Genomic DNA, 19356 nt, shown 5'->3' with positions numbered 1-19356 from the left:
CCGAGCTCACGACCCGATGGTCACCACCCGGGCCCACTCCGGCGGCGCGTCCGGCACGTAGTCGGGATTCTCCTCGTCCCACTGGTCCGCCAGCCCGCGGGGGAAGAGCCCCACCACCGTCCGGCACGGCGGCCGGCTGTCCGGCCAGGGCGTCCGGCCGTCGGTCAGGACCACGATCACGTCCGGCCGCGGCCCCGTCCGGAGCGCTTTGGCAAAGCCCGCCCGCAGGTCCGTGCCCCCACCGCCCAGCAGCGGGATGCCCTCGCCGCGGCACAGCGGGTGCACGATCCGGGCCGCCGCGTCACACGGCACCACGGTGACCAGGTCGCGCCGGCCGCCCACGGCGCGGGAGATCGAGGCGACCTCCAGGAGCGCACTGCCCAGTTCGGCGTCACTGACCGACCCCGAGGTGTCGATGACCACCGAGACCCGGGGCGGCCTGCGCCGCAGGCTCGGCAGAACGGCCCCGGGCACCCCGGCCGAACGCCGGGAGGGGCGGCCGTAGCTGTAGTCCTCGCCCGCGCCCGAACCGGAGACCGCCGACAGGATGGCGGCCCCCAGCAGGTCCCGCCAGGGCTGCGACGGGTGGAACGCCTCCTCCGCCCAACGCTTCCACCCCTGCGGGGTGTTGCCCGGACGGCCGTTGATGCCCTGGGCCACCCGGAACCGGACCGCGTCCCGTTCCTGCGTGCTGAGCCCGTGCGCGCCGTCCGGGCCCAGGTCCCACTCCCGGTCCAGTCCGTCGGCGCCACTGCCGCAGTCCAGCCAGGCCAGGCTCTCCGTATGCGCCGAGAGCCGGAAGCGGCGCAGGTATTCCTCCATGAGCCGGCCGGCGGGCAGCCCCAGCGCCTCCGGCGTGACGGCGTCCTCCGGCCCGACCAGACCGTCACCGAACGCGTCGTCGTTGATCTCGCAGTCCGCGGCGATGTTCATCCGCAGCCGTTCCGCGGGGCCGGTCAGTCCGTGCGCCCGCGCGTACCGGTCACCGCGCCCGTGATGGTCGCGCAGGAGGTGCGACACCTCGTGCACCCAGACCCCGGCGAGCTCCTCCACCGGCGTCCGGTCCACGAATGCGGGGGAGACGTAGCACCGCCAGTGTCGGTCGACGGCCATCGTCGGCACCCGCCTCGACTCCACGGTGTGCAGGGCGAACAGTGCCGTCGCCAGGTACGGCCGGACCCGGGCGGCGTGCAGCCGGGCGGCGAAGAGCTTGTCGAGGTCCAGGGCCCCCGGCGCGTCCGGGCTCACCGCCCGGCCTGCGCGGGGACCGCGATCCGTGCCGCGGACCGGTCCGCCGCCCGGTCCGCGCGCCGGGACAGGGTCACCACGCCGGCGAGCCGCTCGATCGACGCCGGAACGTCCCAGTCCGCCCGGCGCAGCGTGGCGAGCGTGGTCGCGGGGACGACCAGCAGGTCCGGAGCCCCGGTCTCCAGCGCCCGGACCAGCAGGGCCCAAGCCGCGTCCCAGCGGGACTTCTCCGGACGCCTGCGGACCGCCGCCACCACCGCGTCGAGCGCGGCCTGGCGCAGGTCTCCCCGCTCGGGCAGCACGGCACCCGCCGGGTCGGCGAGCAGATCCTCGGGATCGGGGAGGTCCATCCGGTCGAGTCCGGCGAGCAGTTCCAGGGCCGGACCGTCCCCCACGGTGCCTCTGACCAGCAAGGACAGCACCTCCCTGGAGGAGCCTGCGGCGGTCGCGAAGGCGATCAGGCTCAGGGTCATGTCCCAACTGCGCGGGGAGGGCCAGGGGCCGCCCCGCCGCGTCTCACTGCTGGGCAGCCGGTGTACGAGCGTGGGGCGGGCGGAGAGGAAACCGCACACCGCACGGCGGGCGTGGTCCACGGCCGCCGGCAGCGCCTGCGCGTCGAGGCGCGGCAGGCTCGCCCGGGGCCACGTCCCGCCGAGCCCGCGCACCACGACCTCGTGGTCGTGGGTCCACTGGAGATGCACGAACCGGTTGGCCAGCGGTGGACTGAGCTCCCAGCCGTCGGCGGCCGAGGACCGCGGGTTGGCGGCGGCCACGATCCGGACCTCGGGCGGCAGTTGAAGGGCGCCGATCCGCCGTTCGAGTACGAGGCGCAGCAGGGCGGCCTGCACGGCGGGCGGCGCTGTGGACAGCTCGTCGAGGAACAGCAGCCCCCGGCCGGCCCGTACGAGGCGGACGGCCCAGTCCGGCGGGGCCATCGGGACGCCCTGTTCGGCGGGGTCGTCGCCCAGGACGGGCAGGCCGGAGAAGTCGGACGGCTCGTGGACGCTGGCGATGACCGTGGTCAGCGGAAGGCCCAGGGACTCGGCGAGCCGGGTCAGGGCCGCCGTCTTCCCGATCCCCGGCTCTCCCCACAGGAGGACGGGCAGGTCGGCGGCAACGGCCAGGGTCAGGGCCTCCAGTTGGACGTCGGGGCGCGGTTCGGTGGTGGAGTCGCGGAGCAGCGACAGCAGCTCACCGGCGACGTCGAGCTGGGAGGGGCCGGCCGGCTCGGCCGGGGAACCGGCTTGCGGGGAAGTGGCGTTGGCGACGTCGACAGCAGCGGACGGGGTGTGTGCGGGCATGTTCGATCACCTTGTGGGTTCGTGAGCGGCGGAAGGAACCGGTGCGGGGACGGAAGTCCCCGGTCAGCGCATGGCTTGGCGCGGGTGCGGGCGGTACTGGCGGGGGCGGCGGGGGCCCCCTCCGGTGCGGCCGGGGCCGGGTCCGGCCAGCCCCGCCCGGAACAGCCCGTAGGTGATCCGCCGCTGTGCGGCCGCCTCCAGGGCATCGCGCAGGGCGCCTGCGCGCAGCAGCGCGCCGGGGCCGAGCAGACCCTCGACGACGGCCAGCGCGCCGGCGGTGTCACCGTGGTCCAGGCGTTCGCGGACGCCGGTGAGGCAGTCCGGATGCCGGTGCGCCGCGTCGATGGCCTGCAGGCAGGGGACCGGAGTACCCGTCAGCGCCGCCAGCAGTTCTTCCCGGCGGATCTCGGCCGGGTCGTGGTCCAGCGGGGCGAGTACCCCGTCGACCAGGCCGATCCGGTGCCGGGCTCCCCGGCATTCGACGAGGCGCGGTTGCCCCGCCCGGTCCGGGATCCGGGACGCACGGACCGGCGGATGACCCGGTACGAGGCCGGCGGCGACCAAGGGGTGCAGCTGGTCGGCACCGAGCGCACCGGCGCGCAGCAGCTCCAGGTCGGGCAGCACCCGGACCGCAGCGTCGGGCAGCACCGGCAGGGCGGAGGTGCTCCCGTCCGGGGGCGCCACTGCGATCCGCAGGGCGGGCGCCCCATCGGCCCCTTCCCCGTGCGCGTGCAGGTCCACGACCAGTCGCTGTCGGCCGCCGAACCGTACGGTGACGGCTCCGGCGGCCCGCCCCTCGGCACGGAGCAGAATCTCCGCCTCGGCGGCCCAACGGTCCACGGCGCAGCCGTGACCCGGTGGGAGCACCTCCCGTAGCACCGGGTCCGCCGGGGACCGGTCGGCTCCGGAGCGGACCCTCAGCTCGTCGGTCCGGCGCGCGTCCCACAAGTGGCGGTGCAGGTCGAGGCGGAACCGCCGTGCGGGACGGGCGTACGGGCGCGGATCACCACAGCCGCCGGATCCGTCCCACAGTGCGAGGCTGATCCGCTGACCGGCGTCCGCCCAGGCCGGAGCCGTCCGGGCCACGAGGTGGACCGCATGGGTGCGGGTCCGCTCCGTGACCTCGTACCGGGCCAGCGAGAGGGTCAGATCGGGGCGCAGCAGCCCGTCGGGAGCGATGCGCGGCATGTGCCAGCGCAACAGGTCGGGCGTCAGATGGCGCAGGTCGGCCCGGATCCGGGCCGCGAGGTCGTGCCCGTACGAGCGGGCCACGGAACGCAGGTTGAGATCGACATCGACACCTGCGGCGGCGCAGGCCCCGGCCCAGTCCCCGACGGAACGCCGGGCGGTCGCGGTCTCGATCATGGAAGGCGGCACGGCGTACTCGCGTACGCGCAGCCAGAACGAAAGGCGGGAATCCCCATGCGCGGTCTGAGTGAGCATCAGCACTCACCTTGCGCGGACGGGACCCCCGATCTGTGAACGCAATGGGTGGTCATCGCCGTGATCGTAGCCACCTCGCCGGAGTCCCACCAGTGGTTTCCGGCGGGTTGCGGGGCTGTCAGGGCCAGTGGGGGTGGTGGTGGTCGATGACGTAGTGGTGGTCGTGGCGCCAGCCGGTGGCGGATGGGTGGGCGTCGGCGAGGTGGGGGTGGCCGGGGGGCAGGTCCGGGTGGACGTGTTCCAGGCGGTACGGGTCACGGGCGGGCCAGGAGGCGGCCGCGGCCGTGGTGGAGCCGAGGGCGACGGCCCCCAGGACCATCGCGGCCAGCGGCAGGCCCGCCCCCGCGCCGAGCCACCCCGCCAACGGGTAGGTGAGCAGCCAGCAGCCGTGGGAGAGGGAGAACCGGGCGGCGAAGGCGGCGGGCAGGTCCGCGTCGGCGGTGGAGCGGCGGATCAGGCGGCCCCCCGGCGTCAGGACGGCGGAGCAGGCGGCGCCGAGCGCGGCCCAGACCACGAGGAGCGCCGGCCAGGACCAGGAGCCCGGGGCGGTCGAGGTGACGGCCGCCGCGGCGGCCAGGAGGGCCGGGAGGGCGAAGGCGGCCCGCAGCATCACCGTACGGTCGGTGGCGCGTTGCAGGAGGCGGGGCAGGACCAGCGCGGTCAGGATCGATCCGGCGCCGTACGCGCCCAGGGCGAGCGAGACGGCGCCGGCCGGGCGGCCGAAGTGGCCGCGGACCAGGGTCACGGTGCCGACGAAGACGAGGGCCCCGGCGGCCGCGACGGCCAGGTCGAGGGCGAGCAGGGCGCGCAGTCGGGGAGTGGCCCGGAAGAGGCGGATGCCGAAGCCGGCCCGGGCGCGGATGCCGCCGTTCCGTTCGACCGGGGCGGGCCGGGGCAGCACGGTGGCGAGGACGAGCACGGCCGAGCCGAGGAATCCGAGGACCGTGCCCGCGAACAGCCAGTCGTAGGAGACCAGGGTCAGCAGGGCCGCGGCCAGTACCGGACTGAAGAGGCTCTCGAGGTCGTAGGCGAGCCGGGTCATCGACAGGGCCCGGGTGTAGTCGCGTTCGGCGGGCAGGACCTCGGGGAGGGTGGCCTGGAAGGTCGGGGTGAAGGCCGCCGACGCCGCCTGGAGCAGGAAGACCAGCAGGTGGATCTGCCAGACCTCGGTGACGAACGGAAGGGTCGAGGCCACTCCGGCGCGGGTGAGGTCCGTCGCCGCCATCAGGGTGCGGCGGGGGATCCGGCCGGCGGCCGCTCCGATCAGCGGGGCGATGCCGACGTAGGCGATCATCTTGATCGCCAGTGCGGTACCGAGGACCGCGGAGGCGTCGGAGCCCGCGAGGTCGTAGGCGAGCAGGCTCAGCGCGACGGTGGCGAGACCGGTCCCGACCAGGGCGATGACCTGGGCGGTGAACAGGCGGCGATAGGTGCCGTTGCGCAGTACGGACAGCACGGGCGGCCCCGTCCGGTCGGCGGGTCGATGACTCCACGTCAGCGTAGCCAACATGTGCGTACCTGTGCACCTGTTGGTCGCCCGTACGAGCGGGAGCCCCGACGGTCGCCGTGTCAGTCGTGCGGGGGCAGCGAACCGAGCTGGTGGTCGGCGGCGTTCAGGGCCTCGTCGACCAGCCGCCGCAGGTGCCCGTGGCGTACGGCGTACACGACCCGGCGGCCGTCCTTGCGGGTGGTGACCAGTCCGGCGAGGCGCAGCTTGGCGAGGTGCTGGCTGACCGAGGCCCGGGCCGCCCCGCACGCCTCGGTGAGCGTGGTGACATCGGCCTCGCCCCTTGCGAGCCGCTCCATCAGCGCCAGCCGGGTGCGGTCCGCGAGCAGGGCCAGGACGGACGCGGCGACCTCCAGCCGGTCACCCCGTTCCTGCGGGACCTGCGGGACCTGCGCACCTGCCAGATCCGTGCGTGCGCTCATGCGCACATCGTAGGGCGGCCACGGCGCGATGCCACGGGCCCCGGCGCAATGCCACGGGCCCCGCCGCCCCCGGCAGGGGTGACGGGGCCCGTTGTGCGGGCGGCGCGGCGGATCAGCCGGCCGCGGGCGCCGGCTGCTGGGCGGGCGCTTCCGCGCCATCGGTGCGCGCGGCCAGGAGCCGCTGGGCCAGGACGCCGAAGACGATGGCGAACACCGCCCACAGGACCAGCTGGACGGCCAGCGAGGCGACCCGGAACTCCCACAGCAGGGCGGCGGGGAAACCGGGCTGGACGGCGTCGCTGTTGTCCGGCAGGAACGCGAACGCCAGGGCCGCGGCGACGACGAACGCGCCGCTCGCGGTCAGCGTCGCGTTCCAGTTGCCCAGGCGCGGTGCCAGCCGTCGCCCGAGGATGATCGCGCCGACGCCGAGCAGCACGCTCAGCAGGATCATCAGGAAGAACAGCGTGGTGCGCTGTCCGATCGTGTCCGGGTTGCCGACCGCCGGCGGGGTGGCCGGGTACTTGAGGAACGGCACCAGGTAGACGGTCGCGAAGGCACCGGCCGCGGTGAGCGCCGCCGTGGCCCGCGGGCTGAACCCGCCGACGCGGCCGAGGGCGAACGAGAACGCGAGCGAGGCGATGCCGCCCAGCGCGACCCCGTACACCAGGACGCCGGTGGCCAGGCCGAAGGTGGACTGCACCGGCCGGCTGACCAGTTCCTCCTCCTCTTCGGCGGCTTCGGCCGGTGCGGCGTCGCCGCCGCCGTGCCCGGCGTGGGCGCTCAAGGCACCCGCAGCGTCCTTGGCGGCCGCGGCCTCCTCCACGGCGATGGAACCCCGGACCGGGGGCTCACCCACCACGTAGGCGACGGCGAAGGCGAACAGCCCGGCGATCAGGCCCGCGAGCATGCCGCGGACCAGTAGACCTCTGACAGTGGAGGCGTACATGTGCGTGCCTCTCAGTGGCAGGGGAAGCCGAGCAGGTGACGACCGTCGTGGACCCACTCGTGCACGCCCTCGCCGGCGAACACGGCCGTGGCACCCTGTTCGGCACCGACGAAGTACAGGGCGACGAGCATCAGGAGACCGACGAAGAGCGCCCAGGGCAGCACCGCGCGGACAGGCAGCGGAGCCGACAGGGAGCCGGCGGGGGTGGATATGGCAGCGGAAGCGACAGCCTCGGCCATGATGGAACCTCCTCGGGGAACAACGCGTCCCATACGGTGGTGCAGGACGACGGTCCTCGGGTCTGACTCGCCGCGGCGCGCCCCCCGGAGGGGATGTCACCGCAGCACACAGTGGCGCGACCATGCCGGATTCACACCGGGCTTCCGTCTCGCCGTCGTCGCTATGTGCAAATGTCGCGGTGACGCTACCGTGCGGCGGGCCTGCGGCCAAGTGGCTGAGTCTCTGATCACACGCGGCCGCGGGGAAGATTTTGCCCCGGGCCCGGGGCGGGGGCCGGGAGTGTCCAAGGAGTGGTACGGAAAAGACTGCTAGAATCACGGTGTTGGCCTTCGGCGAGCGTGCCCCGTGCACGTGCCCGGAGGCTTTTTTCATGCCTTCTTCCGTTCCTTCCTCTTCCTCCCCTTCCTCCTCTCCTTCCCCTTCGTCCTCCAAGTCGGCTGCCACTCCCGCGCCGGCCCCCGGCTACCGCGACCTGCTCCGCAACCGGGAGTTCACCGGCCTCTACGCCGGCTTCACCCTCACCGCCGCCGCGAGCACCCTGTCGGGCTTCGCCCTCGGCACCCTCGTCGACCAGCAGACCCGTTCCCCGTTCCTGACGGCCGTGAGCATGTACGGCGCCACGTTCGCCACGGTGCTCGGCGCGCTGACGCTGATGTCGGTCGCGGACGGGAACCGGCCGCGCCGGACCATCGTCGCGCTCCAGTCCGCCTCGCTGATCGGCGTCTGCGCCCAGGCCGTTCCGGGGCTGCCGCTGGTCGCCCGGTTCGCGCTGCTGCTGATGCTGGGCTTCTTCCAGTCCCTGGGGACCGGCACCCGGCTGGGCCTGCTCGCGGAGATCGTGCCGAACTCCGCCTACGCACCGGCGCGTTCGCTGATCAACATCACCTCGGGCGGTACGGCGGTCCTCGGCTACGCCCTCGGCGCCGTGCTGCTCTCCTACCTGAGCCCGCACGGGCTCTTCCTCGTCGCCGCCGCCCTGACCGCCCTCGGCCTCGCCGTGGTGGCGGCCACCGTCCGCGAACGCTCCGTCCGGCTCACCCGTCGCCCCGGACTGCGTCAGACCTGGACGACGAACACCGAGTTGTTCTCCCACCCCGGCCGGCGGGCGCTGCTGCTGAACCTGTGGGTGCCCAACGGTCTGATCGTCGGCTGCGAAGCCCTGTTCATCTCCTACGACCCCAGCCACGCCGGCACCCTCCTGGCCGCCGGATCGGCGGGCATGCTCCTCGGAGACCTGGCCGTCGGCCGGCTGCTGACCGCCGGGCAGCGCCGCCGCCACGCCTTCGCCCTGCGGCTGCTGCTCGCCGTCCCCTTCCTGCTGTTCGCGTTCCACCCGCCCCTCCCGGTCGTCGCGGTCGCGGTGTTCCTCGCCAGTGCCGGGTTCGCGGCCACCCTGCCCCTCCAGGAGCAGCTCCTGGACCTGACCCCCGACCCGGTGCGCGGCCAGGTCCAGGGGGTCGAGTCGGCCGGCCGGATGACCTGGCAGGGCCTCGGCGCCGCACTCGCCGGCGGGCTGGCCCAGTACCTCGCCCCGGGCGCCGCGATCGCCGTCGTCGCCGCGGTCTCCGTCGCCGTCACCGTCCTCACCCGGCCGTACGTCGTCCGCGCGGGTGGCAGTTGAGCGGGTGCGGCGGGGCGGGGCCGGACCTACGGTGGGAGAACGGTCCGGGGCAGCCGGCACGTGACCGGTGACGGCTGACGTGGCGGCTGGCAGTGACGGGAGTCGGCGATGGCCGGTGAGCTTTCCTTCTTCGAGCTTGGTGCGGGCGACAGCGAGCAGGCCCGTACCTTCTTCGCCGGACTCTTTGGCTGGTCCTTCGAGCCGGGTCTCTCCGACGGCGGCGGGTACGCGATCCGGACGCCCAACGTCCCCGGCGGACTGCACGGCAACGACCCCGGCGCCCGCCCGTACCTCTTCTTCGCGGTCGACGACATGGAGACGGCGCTCGCGCGGGTCCGCGCGCTCGGCGGCTCCGTCGACGGCACCGACCTGGGGAGCGGCGAGGAGTCGGTCGCCCGGTTCGGCGCCTTCCGGCTCTGCCACGACGACCAGGGCACGCCCTTCGGCCTGCACCAGCCCCCGCCCGGCCGCTGACGCGGCGGCCAGCGCGTGAGGCGCCGGGCCGCACCCATGTATTCGTGCATGTGTTCGGTTCATGGGGTTAGGCTGGGGTCATGCACGCAGTCCAGGGGCTTCAGGGCTCCCTCTTCGACCAGGGTGACGAGATCCGGCTCGGCCCGCTGGGCGGCCTGCGGCGCACCGAGCTCGGCGCCGGGGCCTGGGTCGACCACCTGCCCGGCTGGCTGAGCGGCGCCGACGCGCTCTTCGAGCGGCTGGCCGCCGACGTGCCCTGGAAAGCCGAGCGGCGGCAGATGTACGAGCGCGAGGTGGAGGTGCCCCGGCTGCTCGCCTTCTACAGGGAGGGCGAGGCCCTGCCGCACCCCTCGCTCACCGAGGCCCGCGAGGCGCTCACCCGTCACTACGCCGCCGAGCTCGGCGAACCCTTCACCACCGCCGGACTGTGCCTGTACCGCGACGGCCGGGACAGCGTCGCCTGGCACGGAGACCGGACCGGCCGCTCCTCCACCGAGGACACCATGGTCGCCATCGTCTCCGTCGGCGACCCGCGCGATCTCGCCTTCCGTCCCCGCGCCGGCGGAGCCACCCTGCTGAGGCTGCCGCTCGGCCACGGCGACCTCGTCGTCATGGGCGGCTCCTGCCAGCGCACCATGGAGCACGCGGTGCCCAAGTCGGTCCGGGCGGTCGGGCCCCGCATCAGCGTCCAGTTCCGGACCCGGGGCGTCCGCTGAGCTCCCGGCCGCCTCGCGCGGTCGGGGTTGCGGCGCCGCCCGGGGGCGTTCAGGCTGGTGCGCATGGATCTTGGCGCCTTCTCCGTGAGCCTGACCGTGCGCGACCTCGATGCCTCCCGGGCGTTCTACGAGAAGCTCGGGTTCTCGGCTTTCGGCGGGAACCCCGAGCAGGGCTGGCTGATCCTCAAGAACGGTGATGTCGTCCTCGGGCTGTTCGTCGGCATGTTCGAGAAGAACATGCTGACCTTCAACCCGGGCTGGGACGGCAGCGCGACGGCGCTCGAGTCGTTCACCGACATCCGGGACCTACAACGGCAGCTGAAGGCGCAGGGTGTGGAGTTCGCGACGGAGGTCGACGAGTCCGGTTCCGGGCCGGGCAGCTTCCTCGTCCTCGACCCGGACGGCAATCCGGTCCTCTTCGACCAGCACCTCTGACCCGGGCGCTGGCTCAGGCGGTGGCGCCGGGCTCCTTCGTGGGGCGGACGGCCCCGGCCGCCGCGTGCAGCGAGCGCAGCGCCAGCAGCAGCAAGCCGATGTCGTCGAGGTACACCGGGTCCGGGATCAGGTCCACCGGCGAGACGGTGTAGATCACGGCGACCCAGAACAGGGCCTTGTCCCGTAGTGGGATCCCCGCGTCGAGCAGCAGCCGCCGCGCCTTGAAGACCCGTACGAGCAGCACGGCCGCGGCGATCGCGAGCCCCACCGCGACGACCGTGAGCAAGGTGAGCCAGACCTTTCCCTCCATGGCGCCCCTATACCCCGAAACCGGCACTCGCTACCCGAACGGCGGCCGGTTCTACTCAGGCACCCTGCTCGCGCAGCCTGCGGCCGACCTCGCCCAGCCCGTCGGCGAGCGCGTCGAGCTGCCCGGGGGTCAGGACGTCGACGAGGATCTCCCGGACCGTCGCCACGTGCCCGGGAGCGGCCTGCTCCAGCTTGGCGCTGCCGGCGTCGGTCAGTACGGCGAAGACGCCGCGCACGTCGGAGGGGCAGCTGCGGCGGCGGACCAGTCCGGCCTTCTCCATCTGGGTGACCTGGTAGGTCAGCCCGCTCTTGGAGTTGATCAGGCCGTTGGCCAGCTCGGTCATCCGCAGCTCGCGCCCGGGTGCCGCGGCGAGCCGTACGAGGATCTCGTACTGGGGGTGCGAGAGGCCGGCCTCGTCCTTGAGCTGTTGGTCGAGACGGCGGTTCACCAGGGCCGATGCGGCCAGGAAGCCGCTCCAGGCCCGCATCTCGCGGTCGTCCAGCCATCTCGGTTCTGCCATGCCGCCAGCCTACACAGGTTGTTCCAATTTGAATCAATGGTTAGGGTCGACGATCAGCGGTTCGAATTTGAACAACCCCCTGCCAGCTCCACCGGACCGCCCGACCGGAAGGACCCCCCCATGACCAGCCCCTCCGTCACCACGACGAAGCCGCAGGCCGCCGCACCGGCCGTACGCCCCCAGAGCGCCACCCTCTCCACCCCCGGCCACGACACCGGCCTGCTGCTCCTGCGCCTCGTCCTCGGCCTGACGATGGCCGCGCACGGCACGCAGAAGCTCTTCGGCTGGTTCGAGGGCGGCGGCATCAGCGGCACCGGCCAGTTCTTCACCGCCAGCGGATACCCCGCCGGCGACGCCATGGCCGTCCTCGCCGGACTGACCGAGACCCTGGGCGGCCTCGGCCTCGCCCTCGGCCTGCTCACCCCGCTCGCCGGCGCCGCGATCGTCGGCACCCTCATCAACGCGATCGCCGTCCACGGCGCCGACGCCTTCTTCGCGCCCAAGGGCATCGAGTACGAACTGCTGCTGACCGCGGGCGCCGCCGCCCTCGCCCTCACCGGCCCCGGCCGCTACGCCGTCGACCGCTTCCTGCCCGTCCTGCGCAGCCACCGCCTGGCCCACGGCGCCCTCGCCGTCGCCCTCGGCGTGGTCCTCGCCGCGGTGCTGCTCCTCGTCCGCGACTAGAGGCGGGGGAATGGTCCCCAGAGCCTGACGTAGCGCGCACGGGGGTGTCCGGGGCCCGAGCTGATTGGCCCCGGGCATTCGCGGGAAGAGCGCACCAATGACACAACCCATCGAAGACTACGCACTCATCGGCGACCTGATGACCAGCGGACTGGTCGGCCGTGACGGGTCCATCGACTGGCTGTGCCTGCCCCGCTTCGACTCGGCCGCCTGCTTCGCCAAGCTCCTCGGCGACGAGGAGAACGGCCACTGGCGCATCGCCCCCGTCGACGCCGAAGACGGCGAACCGTGCACCCGCCGGGCCTACGTCGACGGCACGCTCGTCCTGGAGTCGTACTGGGTGACCGACACCGGCACCGTCAAGGTCACCGACTTCATGCCGCAGCGCGACGTGGCCCCCGACGTGGTCCGCATCGTCGAGGGCATCAGCGGCACCGTGCGCATGCACAGCACCCTGCGCCTGCGCTTCGACTACGGGAACGTCGTCCCCTGGGTGCGCCGCGTCGAGGAGGACCGGGTCGCCGTCGCCGGGCCCGACTCCGTCTGGTTCCGCAGCGACCCCCCCGTCCGCACCTGGGGCGAGGCCAACAGCACCCGCTCCCAGTTCCCGGTCACCGCAGGCCGGCGGGTGGCGTTCGTCCTCACCTGGCACCCCTCGCACGAACCGCGGCCCGATCCCTGCGAGCCCTTCGAAGCCCTGGAGCAGAGCCTCGCGGACTGGCGCGACTGGAGCTCGCAGTGCCGCTACGAGGGCCCCTACAAGGAGGCCGTGAACCGCTCGCTGATCACCCTCAAGGCCCTCACCTACGCCCCGACCGGCGGTATCGTCGCCGCCTCCACCACCTCCCTCCCCGAGGAACTCGGCGGCGTCCGCAACTGGGACTACCGCTACTGCTGGCTGCGCGACTCCACCCTCACCCTCGGCTCCCTCCTCGCCACCGGCTACCTCGACGAAGCCCGGGCCTGGCGCGCGTGGCTGCTGCGCGCGGCCGCCGGCGACCCCGCCGACCTGCAGATCATGTACGGCATCGCCGGCGAGCGGCGGATCCCCGAGAGCGAACTGCCGTGGCTGGGCGGCTACGCCTCCTCCGCCCCGGTCCGGGTCGGGAACGCGGCCGTGGACCAGCTCCAGCTGGACGTGTACGGCGAGGTCATCGACTCCCTCCACGTGGCCCGGTCCGCCGGGCTGCCCTCCGAGCGGCACGCCTGGCGGATCCAGCTCGCGCTCCTCGACTTCCTGGAGCGCAACTGGCAGCGGCCGGACGAGGGCCTGTGGGAAGTCCGCGGCCCGCGCCGCCACTTCGTCCACTCCAAGATGATGGCGTGGGTCGCCGCCGACCGGGCCGTACAGGCACTGGAGCGCGATTCCTCGATGCCCGGCGACGTGGAACGCTGGCGCGCCATGCGGGACGCGGTGCACCTCGACGTGTGCACCAAGGGCTACGACCCCGCGCGGGGCACCTTCACCCAGTACTACGGCTCCAGCGAGCTCGACGCGGCGGCCCTGCTCATCCCCAGGACCGGATTCCTGCCGCCGGACGACCCGCGGGTCATCGGCACGGTCGACGCCGTGCGCGCGGAGCTGGGCCGCAGCGGACTCGTCCGCCGCTACACCACGGAGGGTCCCGCCGTCGACGGACTGCCCGGCGACGAAGGAGCCTTCCTGGCGTGCTCGTTCTGGCTGGCCGACGCCCTGTACCTGACGGGCCGGGAGAAGGAGGCCCGCGACCTCTTCGAGCGGCTGCTGGCCGTACGCAACGACGTGGGACTGCTCTCGGAGGAGTACGACCCCGTCGCCGGACGCCAACTCGGAAACTTTCCGCAGGCGTTCAGCCACGTCGGCCTGGTGAACACCGCGCTGATCCTGGCGGGCGAAGCGTGCGGCACGGGCGGTTCCACGGGCGGCGTCAAGAAAACGGGCTGACGGGGCTCTACGCCTCCTCGCCCGTGCGGGACGCCAGCAGCAGGGCGATGTCGTCCGGCCGGTCGGCGGTGCCGTCCGCCTCGCCGATCAGCCGGTCGGCGGTCTCGGTCAGCGGTGACGGCCGGGCCGCCGCCAGGGCCACCCGCAGCCGCTCGACCCCGTCGTCGATGTCGATGCCGGGCGTCTCCACCAGGCCGTCCGTGTAGAGGGCGAGCACCGCGCCCGTCTCCAGCCGCAGTTCCGTGACCGGGTACGAGGCCTCCGGGTCGACGCCGAGCACCACCCCGCCCGCCAGGTCCAGCACCTCGGTCCGGCCGTCGGGGTGCCGCAGCAGCGGCTGGGGGTGACCCGCCCGGACGGCCCGCACGGCGCCCGACGCCGGGTCGAGCACCATGTAGCAGCAGCTGGCGAACTGGCCCGGATCCAAGTCGATGAGCAGCTGGTTGGTGCCCCTCATCACCTGCTCCGGCGTACTGCCGCTGAGGGCGAAGGCCCTTACGGCGCTGCGGAGTTGACCCATGGTCGCCGCGGCCGCCACGCCGTGGCCCTGGACGTCCCCGATGACGAGGGCCAGCAGGCCGCGAGCGGTCTCGACGACGTCGTACCAGTCGCCGCCGACGTCCATGCCCGCGGTGCCCGCGAGATAGCGGCCGACCGTGTCCACGTTCTCGCGCACCGGCAGCCGGTGCGGCAGCAGGGCCGACTGGAGCCCGCGCGCCAGGGCCGCCTCGCTGTCATAGCGCCGGGCCCGCGCCAGGGCCTGCGCGATCAGGCCGGCCAGCGCCGTGAGGACCGTACGCTCCTCCGAGCTGAAGCCGCGGGGCGAGTCGAAGCCCAGGATGCACGAGCCGACCGGCCGGCCGGAGGCGATCAGCGGCAGGAAGGCGCGGGCACCGACGTCGGCGTCGAGCGGAATGCCGGGATAGGCGGCGGCGAGATGCTCCATCGACTCGAAGAACATCGGCCGGCCCGTGGTCAGCGTCTCCACGCCGGGCAGCCGCACATCGAGCGAGACCCCGTCGAACCGGTTGAGGAAGCCCCGCGGGAAACCGGTCTCCCAGGCGAGGTACAGGTGCCGCTCGTCGAGGAGGTAGATCGCCAGCTGGCGGCCGCCGAAGGCCGGCAGCAGCTCCTCGGTGACCACCGCCGACACCTGCCGGGCCGTGACCGCCTCCGACAGCGCGATGGCGAGCGCCACCGGCCGGTACAGCGCGGAGGTCGGGTCGACGGGCGAACCCGGGCCCGCGTCCGGCCGGAGCGTCGAGTCGGGTGCGAAGGCGGGCTTCTCGGCCCTGCCGATGCTCAGGGTCACGCCGTCGGGGGCCGGGTTGAGGTCCACCGACAGCCACTCCCCGGGCGGGTGGCGGCCGCGACGGGCCGGGAAGTGCGCCGGCTCGCCGGACATGAAGACGGCCCGGAAGTGGTCGTCGTAGGCGTGGTGCCCCAGCCACGGCAGGGCCTCCCACAGCACCTTCCCGTACAGCTGACGGCCGGCGAGGCCGAGCAGTTCCTCGGCCGCCCTGTTGACGAAACCGATCCTGCCCTGCCGGTCCAGGGAGAGCACCGCCAGCGCGAGCCGGTCCAGGGCCGCGCGGGCGCCCGCGGACCCGGTGTCGGGCGGCGGCGTCGGCACCGTCACCGGGTCGCCCTCCCACGCCACGGGCGCCCCGGCCGCCGCAAGCTCCGCGAGTTCCCAGGCCAGCCGGTCCGCGGCCTCCCGCAACCGCTCCCGGTCGACGGCCCCGATCGGGATGCCGGGGGTCGCCGGGCGCAGCACCAGCAGTACGCCGAACCGCTGCGTCCCGGCGGTCACCGGCTCGTACAGCGAGGCGAAGGGGAACGGCAGGCTGGCCACCATCTGCGGGAAGCGGCCCACCGCCGACTCCGCGTCGGCCAGGTGCACGGCCTGCCCGGTGCGGTAGGCCTCGGCGGGCGGGTACGGGCGGTTCACCTGGATCCGCCACCACGGGCGGAACAGGGGCAGCGGCAGCCCCATGAACACCGCCAGCAGCAGGAGGCCGGAGGTGGGCGAGCGCATGTAGATCCCGCCCGCGTACCCACCCACGGCCTGCACGGCGCTCACGGTCGCCCGGGCGAGTGCCTGAGTCATGGCATCGGGGGCCGGGTCGCCGCCGCTGTCCGCTCTCGCGATCACACAGTCAGGATGCGCCCTCGGCGGCGGCCACTGCATCCCGGCCGCGCCCGCGCCGCCCCGCCCGATACCAGGTGACCACCGCGGCCGACGCGCACAGCAGCACCACGGCCACCGTGCGCAGCGCGGCCCCCATCGCGTCGGTGAAGGCGGCGACCTGAGCCGGATCCTGCGGGTTCCCGTGGAAGCGCGAGGCCAGCACGGTGCCGACCACCGCCACGCCGAGGGCGGCGCCGATCTCCCGGGCCGCCGTGTTCAGCCCGGAGCCGAGCCCGGCCTGGTGGGAGGGCAGCTCGGCGACCACCGTCAGCGTCAGCGAGGGCGCGCACAGGCCCGTGCCGACGGACAGCACCAGCAGGTAGAGCGCGTACACGGCGTACGGGGTGCCCGCGTCGGCGGTGGAGACCAGCAGCAGCCCCGCCCCGATCAGGCCGAGCCCGGCGCCGACCGGCAGCCGCGGCCCGATGCTCTCCTGGAGCCGGGCTCCGAGGCGGGGCACCAGTGCCATGCCGACGGTGAGCGGGACGATCGCGAAGCCGGTCTGGGCGGGGGAGAAGCCCTTCGCGTACTGGAGGTACTGGGCATTGACGAAGAACAGGGCGAAGAGCCCGAAGAACGCGGTGCCGATGCCGAGCGTCCCGGCGCGCAGCCTGCGCGAGCCGAAGATCCGCGGGTCCAGCAGCGGGCGGGCGGCGCGCAGCGCATGGCCGGTGAACGCGGCGAGCAGTACCGCGCCCAGACCGAAGGCCACCAGCACCTGCACCGAGGCCCAGCCGTACGCCGGCCCCTCGATGATCCCGTAGACCACCGCGAGCAGCGCACCCGCGAGCAGCGCCGCCCCGAGGGGGTCGACGGCAGCGTGGGGCTGGGACGGAGTACGGGGGACCGCGCGGGCGACCGCGAGCGCGAGCAGCACGCCGAGCGGGACGACGGCCCAGAACAGGGCCCGCCAGGTCAGGTACTCCCCGGCAAGGCCACCGCCGACGTTGCCCGCCAGGCCCCCGAGGCCCGCGGACAGCGTCCAGGTGGCCAGGGCGCGGCCGCGGCGCTCGGGCGGAGTCAGGTGGACCAGGACGGACATGGTGGCGGGCATGATCAGGGCCGCGCCCGCCCCGCACACGCCGCGCCCGGCGATGAGTAGGGCCGGGGCCTGGGCGAGGGCGCTGGCGGCCCCGCCGGCCGCGAACAGGCCGAGCCCGGCGAGCAGGGCGCCCTTGCGGCCGTAGCGGTCGCCGAGCGCCCCGGCGGGGATCAGCAGAGCGGCGAAGACGATCACGTACGCGTCCACCGACCACAGCAGCTCGCCGGGATCCGGATGCAGCTCGGACGCGGCGAGCTGCGGGATCAGCAGGTTGACGGCGGCGACCATCCCCTGGGCGACCAGCACGCAGGCGCACAGGACGAGCAGGGCGGGCCGGGTGAGGGTGGGCGCGGGGACGGCGGGACCCTGCGTGACGGCATGGCGGAGCACGGCTCCTCCTCGGAGTCGGTGACGTGGCGGTACGGCGAAAGGAAGGAAAGAAAGAAGGAAGAAGGGGAGATGGGAGGGCGGCCGGCAGCGGCCATCACCCCTGGTCCACCGTAGAGTTGGGCCGACCTGCTTTCCAGTGCAACTTATGCAAGGGATGTATGCGTGTGACGCAATCCGGGCTGGACCTGAATCTCCTCGTCGCCCTGGACGTCCTCCTGGAGGAGGCGAGCGTGTCCCGGGCCGCGGCCCGCATGCACCTGTCCGAGCCCGCCATGAGCCGGACCCTCGGCCGGATCCGCAAGGCCCTCGGCGATCCGGTCCTGGTCCGGGCCGGCCGGGTCATGGTGCCGACCCCGCACGCGCTCGCCGTACGGGGGGAGGTCCGCGCGGTCGTGGAACGGGCCCGCGCCCTCTTCCTCACCGGCGCGGAGGTGGACCTGCCCACCCTCACCCGCACCTTCACCGTGCTGGCCAACGACGCCTTCACCGCCGTCTACGGGGCCACGCTCTTCAACCGGATGACCCGCGAGGCGCCGGGGGTGCGGCTGCGTTTCCTCCCGGAGAGCCACGTGGACGTCCCCGCGCTGCGCGAAGGCGTCGCCGACCTGGAACTCGGCGTCGTCGACACCCGTTCCCCCGAAGTGCGCGTCGAGCACCTCTCCGACGAGCGCATGCTGGGCGTCGTACGCCGCGGGCACCCGCTGCTCCGCGGACGCCTCACGGTGCGCCGGTTCGCCGCGGCCGAGCACCTGACCGCCTCCCGGCGCGGCCGCCTCGAAGGCCCGGTGGACGCCGCGCTCGCCGACCAGGGGCTGTCCCGGCGCGTGGTGGGCAGCGTGGGCACCTTCCCCGCCTCCCTGTTCGTCCTGCGCGAGAGCGACCTCGTAGGGCTGCTGACCAGCCAGGTCGCACCGCTCGCCGCCGCGCTGGGACTGGAGGCCTTCGAGATACCGCTCGACCTGCCGCCGCTGCCCTTCGGCATGGCCTGGCACCCGCGCCACGACGCCGACCCGGCGCACGCCTGGCTGCGATCCTGCGCCCGCGAACTGGTGCCGGCGCCGGACCGGGAGCAGCCGCGATAGGCCGACCGCCTCCCTCGTCCGGGGGACGTTACGGGTGTACGGCCCGGCCCCCGGCCGCGCCGCGGGGGACGATACGCACGCGTCCCACCTGCGGCAGGCCCCCGGAAGGCAGAGCATGCGGTTCCAGTACGACACCATCGGCGAGCGTTACGCGGAGTCGAAGACCACGGCGGCCTTCTCGGCAGCCGACACCTACACGCTGCACGGAGCCCTCGACGCGCTCGGCGGGGTGCGCGGGCTCGACGCCCTCGACCTGGCCTGCGGATACGGGTACAACACCCGGCTGCTGGCCCGCGGCGGGGCCCGCCGGACCGTCGGCGTGGACGTCTCGGAGGAAATGATCCGGCTGGCCCGCGAACACGAGGCCACGAAGGACCGGCCGGACGTCGAGTACCACGTCGCCGACGCCGCCGGCCTTCCCCACCTCGGCCCCTTCGACCTGGCCACCGCCGCGTACGTCTTCAGCTACGCGCCCGACCGCAGGTCCCTGCACGCGATGTTCCGGTCCGTCCGCGCCAACCTGCGCGGCGGCGGGCGGCTGCTGGCCATCGTGCCCAACGCGGGGGCGTTCCCGCGCGTGGACTGGTCGCCGTACGGGGTCCGCATCCTCGACCGGATCCCGGACGGCGACGCGCCGCTGCTGAAGGCGCACTTCCTGACCGAGCCGCCGGTGCCCTTCGAGTTCCGCGAATGGGCCCACGCCGACCTCGCCGAAGCGGCCGTCGAGGCGGGCTTCGTCACCGTCGGCTGGCAGCCGAACCGGACCCCGCCCGCCGACGCCGTACGCGACGAGGCGTACTGGACGGGGTACCGGTCCTGGCCGATCAGCTCACTGATGACCTGCACGGCGTAGGACACCC

At 73.8% G+C, this 19356-nt stretch carries 19 protein-coding genes; 8 read left to right on the top strand and 11 right to left on the bottom strand.

Annotation, left to right across the window (positions count from 1 at the left end):
• Window positions 1-6: 6 nt before the first annotated feature.
• The 7 genes from ACFYZ4_RS01465 to ACFYZ4_RS01435 form a co-directional block, all read right to left on the bottom strand.
• Entirely contained in the window at window positions 7-1248 is a 1242-nt protein-coding gene (locus ACFYZ4_RS01465; RefSeq protein ID WP_390782659.1) for a VWA-like domain-containing protein, read from the bottom strand.
• Window positions 1245-2549, bottom strand: coding sequence for an AAA family ATPase (locus tag ACFYZ4_RS01460; protein ID WP_390782658.1), 1305 nt, complete (start codon window positions 2547-2549; stop codon window positions 1245-1247). The genes ACFYZ4_RS01465 and ACFYZ4_RS01460 overlap by 4 nt, the downstream gene beginning before the upstream one ends.
• A 63-nt stretch (window positions 2550-2612) precedes the next feature.
• Window positions 2613-3992, bottom strand: coding sequence for a hypothetical protein (locus ACFYZ4_RS01455; protein WP_390782657.1), 1380 nt, complete (start codon window positions 3990-3992; stop codon window positions 2613-2615).
• Window positions 3993-4110: 118 nt separating this feature from the next.
• Window positions 4111-5448: an MFS transporter gene (locus ACFYZ4_RS01450; RefSeq protein WP_390782906.1), complete on the bottom strand. Its 1338-nt coding sequence runs from the start codon at window positions 5446-5448 to the stop codon at window positions 4111-4113.
• Between the two features lie 113 nt (window positions 5449-5561).
• A complete protein-coding gene (locus tag ACFYZ4_RS01445) occupies window positions 5562-5921 on the bottom strand; it encodes an ArsR/SmtB family transcription factor (RefSeq protein ID WP_390782656.1) in 360 nt (119 codons plus the stop codon).
• Window positions 5922-6033: 112 nt separating this feature from the next.
• The gene (locus ACFYZ4_RS01440) at window positions 6034-6867 is read right to left on the bottom strand and encodes a CbtA family protein (protein WP_390782655.1); all 834 of its coding nucleotides are present in this window, start codon (window positions 6865-6867) and stop codon (window positions 6034-6036) included.
• Window positions 6868-6878: 11 nt separating this feature from the next.
• A complete protein-coding gene (locus ACFYZ4_RS01435; RefSeq protein ID WP_030384356.1) occupies window positions 6879-7106 on the bottom strand; it encodes a CbtB-domain containing protein in 228 nt (75 codons plus the stop codon).
• A gap of 371 nt (window positions 7107-7477) precedes the next feature.
• Between ACFYZ4_RS01435 and ACFYZ4_RS01430 the strand changes: the two genes are divergently transcribed.
• The 4 genes from ACFYZ4_RS01430 (at window position 7478) to ACFYZ4_RS01415 (ending at window position 10353) form a co-directional block, all read left to right on the top strand.
• The gene (locus tag ACFYZ4_RS01430) at window positions 7478-8728 is read left to right on the top strand and encodes an MFS transporter (RefSeq protein ID WP_390782654.1); all 1251 of its coding nucleotides are present in this window, start codon (window positions 7478-7480) and stop codon (window positions 8726-8728) included.
• A gap of 108 nt (window positions 8729-8836) precedes the next feature.
• Window positions 8837-9202, top strand: coding sequence for a VOC family protein (locus ACFYZ4_RS01425; RefSeq protein ID WP_390782653.1), 366 nt, complete (start codon window positions 8837-8839; stop codon window positions 9200-9202).
• 80 nt (window positions 9203-9282) lie between these two features.
• On the top strand, window positions 9283-9918 hold the full coding sequence (locus tag ACFYZ4_RS01420; protein WP_390782652.1) for an alpha-ketoglutarate-dependent dioxygenase AlkB: 636 nt from the start codon (window positions 9283-9285) through the stop codon (window positions 9916-9918).
• Window positions 9919-9981: 63 nt separating this feature from the next.
• Window positions 9982-10353 carry a VOC family protein gene (locus ACFYZ4_RS01415; RefSeq protein WP_384340604.1) on the top strand — a complete coding sequence of 124 codons (372 nt, stop codon included), beginning with the start codon at window positions 9982-9984 and terminating at the stop codon, window positions 10351-10353.
• A 13-nt stretch (window positions 10354-10366) separates the two neighbouring features.
• Here the strand turns inward: ACFYZ4_RS01415 and ACFYZ4_RS01410 are convergent, their stop codons facing one another.
• Together ACFYZ4_RS01410 and ACFYZ4_RS01405 are read right to left on the bottom strand one after the other, a co-directional pair.
• The gene (locus tag ACFYZ4_RS01410; RefSeq protein WP_390782651.1) at window positions 10367-10663 is read right to left on the bottom strand and encodes a DUF1232 domain-containing protein; all 297 of its coding nucleotides are present in this window, start codon (window positions 10661-10663) and stop codon (window positions 10367-10369) included.
• Window positions 10664-10718: 55 nt separating this feature from the next.
• Window positions 10719-11183: a MarR family transcriptional regulator gene (locus tag ACFYZ4_RS01405; RefSeq protein ID WP_351288959.1), complete on the bottom strand. Its 465-nt coding sequence runs from the start codon at window positions 11181-11183 to the stop codon at window positions 10719-10721.
• Between the two features lie 120 nt (window positions 11184-11303).
• On the opposite strand from ACFYZ4_RS01405, the gene ACFYZ4_RS01400 reads away from it, so the two are divergent.
• Window positions 11304-11867, top strand: a complete 564-nt coding sequence (locus ACFYZ4_RS01400; RefSeq protein ID WP_351585678.1) for a DoxX family protein — start codon at window positions 11304-11306, stop codon at window positions 11865-11867.
• Window positions 11868-11964: 97 nt separating this feature from the next.
• Window positions 11965-13791, top strand: coding sequence for a glycoside hydrolase family 15 protein (locus ACFYZ4_RS01395; protein WP_390782650.1), 1827 nt, complete (start codon window positions 11965-11967; stop codon window positions 13789-13791).
• Window positions 13792-13798: 7 nt separating this feature from the next.
• Here ACFYZ4_RS01395 and ACFYZ4_RS01390 read toward each other — a convergent pair whose 3' ends face one another.
• Together ACFYZ4_RS01390 and ACFYZ4_RS01385 are read right to left on the bottom strand one after the other, a co-directional pair.
• Window positions 13799-15901, bottom strand: a complete 2103-nt coding sequence (locus ACFYZ4_RS01390; RefSeq protein ID WP_390782905.1) for a SpoIIE family protein phosphatase — start codon at window positions 15899-15901, stop codon at window positions 13799-13801.
• A 49-nt stretch (window positions 15902-15950) separates the two neighbouring features.
• On the bottom strand, window positions 15951-17414 hold the full coding sequence (locus ACFYZ4_RS01385) for an MFS transporter (protein WP_390782649.1): 1464 nt from the start codon (window positions 17412-17414) through the stop codon (window positions 15951-15953).
• Window positions 17415-17572: 158 nt separating this feature from the next.
• Here ACFYZ4_RS01385 and ACFYZ4_RS01380 point away from each other — a divergent pair, with 158 nt between their 5' ends.
• Together ACFYZ4_RS01380 and ACFYZ4_RS01375 are read left to right on the top strand one after the other, a co-directional pair.
• Window positions 17573-18496 (top strand): LysR family transcriptional regulator, encoded by a 924-nt coding sequence (locus ACFYZ4_RS01380; protein WP_351288967.1) that lies wholly within the window; start codon window positions 17573-17575, stop codon window positions 18494-18496.
• A 115-nt stretch (window positions 18497-18611) separates the two neighbouring features.
• The gene (locus ACFYZ4_RS01375) at window positions 18612-19349 is read left to right on the top strand and encodes a class I SAM-dependent methyltransferase (RefSeq protein WP_351288969.1); all 738 of its coding nucleotides are present in this window, start codon (window positions 18612-18614) and stop codon (window positions 19347-19349) included.
• Window positions 19350-19356 lie beyond the last annotated feature (7 nt).

The organism is Streptomyces sp. NPDC001513 (assembly GCF_042894695.1).
In the GTDB taxonomy this organism is placed as follows: domain Bacteria; phylum Actinomycetota; class Actinomycetes; order Streptomycetales; family Streptomycetaceae; genus Streptomyces.
Note: the sequence above shows the minus strand (reverse complement) of the source record. Positions and strands in the feature narration are given on the sequence as shown.